Here is a 2,156-nt window from a genome sequence, read left to right as displayed (position 1 = left end):
TTCAGCCCACCCGCATAGCTGATCGGGTCTTTGCTGATAAAGCGTCCGACCCGTGGATCATAGTACCTATACCGATTGTAGTGCAGCCCTGTTTCATGATCGTGGTATTGCCCCTGAAACCTGATCGGGTTGGTCAGGCCTTTCTGCCGCGCCCAGTCCGAGCGTTGTTCTATGACTTCGCCCCATGCTTTGTACTGAGCGCTCCAGGCGATTTGGCCGGTGGGGTCGGTGAGTTCTTGTGGCGTGCCCAAGTGGTCGCACTGGTACCAGGCCAGTACGTCAATCGGTAGCGCTTGCGGGGTGTGGGTCCATAGCGGGTCTTGGTCGATGTCGTAGGCACCGGTGTAACTCGGTTGGGCCAGCAGGCGCATCGGTTGGTGGCGCAGGGCCTGGGCCACGGGGACGAAGGTGCCGGGTTCGTAGAGGTAGTGGACGGTTTTGCCGCTCGCGCCGTCGGCCTGTGCGGGGCTGCTTTCCCAGGCCAGGGTGTCGCCGTCCCAGCCGAATAACGTGAAGCCGCACCCCAGTTCGCGCTGTTTGCGCGCCTGTTCGTTGCGGTTCCACTGCGAGCCGGCTTCGCTTCGGTTTAGGTGGTGGGCGTTGGAGTGTTTGTAGAGACGACGGCCCAGCGGGTCGTAGGCGTAGTCGACGCTCAGTTGGCTGTTTTCAAAGCGCACCAGGCGGTCGAACAGGTCCCAGTGCAGGCGGCTGTGCTGGCCGTTGTGCCAGCGGCGAATCTGGTTGCCGCGTTCGTCGTAGTCGTAGTGGCTGCCGGCGTATTCGCGCAGCAGGTTGTCCATCAGGGTGTTGCGTTTGGGGTCGTGGTCCAGTGGACGTTGGACCTGTTGGTTTTTTTCATCCAGCAGGTTGCTGGCCGGGTCGAAGGCGAAGGTTTCGACGCCCAGGCGGCTGGTGGCGTTGAGCAGTCGGCCCACCGGGTCGTAGCGGTAGGACAGCGGCCCACGGCGGCTGTCGTGGATGTGGGTCAGTTGGCCTGCGGCATCGTATTTATAGTCGCGTCTGAGGAGGTTGTTTTGAGTTGATTTTTTAAAGAACAGTTTTGCCGTACAACTGCTTACGGCACTTTTCGGGCCACTGGTAATCAGCGCGGCGCCGCACGCGATTTTCATCTCGTCGAGGGCAACGACAATCCCGTCAACTGCGTAAGTAGCGCTGCCCTCGGTAATCGGGAAGATTCCCTTGCACAATGGGCAACTGGCTTTGTGGCCGACCCGGCAATGGGCTTACCGTTTAGGTCGGTCTGGGAAAAAGCTTCCAGAACGACGCCACCGAGGGTGCTGTCTTCGCCTTAGCGGATGATGTCTTTATTTTTTACGAACTGCTCAATATCATCTAGGGCATCGCTTGCTCGCCCGGATAAATCCTGGTCTTTACTAAGCTTTATCAATAAAGGGATTGTGATATTTTTATCAATTGTTCCATGTATTCTGGCAACATGTCCTAAACAGGTAATTGCAAGTCCCTTTATGTTCAAGCTCTTGTCTGAATATATTAATTCATGGCATTTTTCCTGGATCCACCTAGGCTCATCAATATTAAATACAGCGTACATTAGAGCCTCTATAATCTCCTGCTCATTGTCGGATTTTAATAAGCTCTCCAGCTCTGTTAAAGAGAGTTTATTCGGAATATTCATTTTTTTATTTTCCCTTTGGTAGTTGTTTTTTTGGATTTTCTAAGCGCATTTTGCTGATCACTATGAAGGTCGCACCAACACCGTACATGCCCATGAAATTCCTCATCCCCGTTCGGTAGTGTCTGGGTCTTATCAAGAACCACTAATTCATTCTTTGCCGTATCTACTCCTACTCTTCTAGGAGAGGTTTCTTTAACTTGAACAGAATTGTCTAAAGCCGCCTGCCCATTTGAAGGTGCCCGGCTCTTTACTGCGTTATCAGCTGGTCCATGGTACGGGGCATCTTTATAAATACGCGCCAACCCCAGCGGATCAACCCACCCCGTTGGATTCGGCGCATACGCATACAGGTTCAACCCACCCGCATAGCTGATCGGGTCCTTACTGACAAACCGTCCGACTCGTGGATCATAGTACCTATACCGATTGTAGTGCAGCCCTGTTTCGTGATCGTGGTATTGCCCCTGAAACCTGATCGGGTTGGTCAGGCCTTGGCGTT

General features: G+C 53.9%; 2 protein-coding genes and 2 pseudogenes. All 4 read right to left on the bottom strand.

Going from position 1 to position 2,156, the window contains the following annotated elements; genetic code table 11:
* Window positions 1-1,037 (bottom strand): annotated as a pseudogene (locus BKD70_RS00080) (RHS repeat-associated core domain-containing protein); the annotation flags it as partial.
* A gap of 33 nt (window positions 1,038-1,070) precedes the next feature.
* A pseudogene (locus tag BKD70_RS25270) lies at window positions 1,071-1,279 on the bottom strand (PAAR domain-containing protein); the annotation flags it as partial.
* A gap of 30 nt (window positions 1,280-1,309) precedes the next feature.
* Complete coding sequence (locus BKD70_RS00075) at window positions 1,310-1,657, bottom strand: hypothetical protein (RefSeq protein ID WP_047279288.1); 348 nt, start codon at window positions 1,655-1,657, stop codon at window positions 1,310-1,312.
* On the bottom strand, window positions 1,654-2,156 hold a 503-nt coding region (locus BKD70_RS25530; RefSeq protein WP_305879747.1), incomplete at its 5' end, for an RHS repeat-associated core domain-containing protein. The genes BKD70_RS00075 and BKD70_RS25530, both read right to left, overlap by 4 nt.

This window comes from Pseudomonas sp. BS-2016 (assembly GCF_001806145.1).
Lineage (GTDB): Bacteria > Pseudomonadota > Gammaproteobacteria > Pseudomonadales > Pseudomonadaceae > Aquipseudomonas > Aquipseudomonas lundensis.
Note: the sequence above shows the minus strand (reverse complement) of the source record. Positions and strands in the feature narration are given on the sequence as shown.

Coding starts and splice junctions, on each gene's coding strand:
- BKD70_RS00075 (WP_047279288.1), bottom strand. CDS start 1,657: ATGAATATTCCGAATAAACTCTCTTTAACAGAGCTGGAGAGCTTATTA.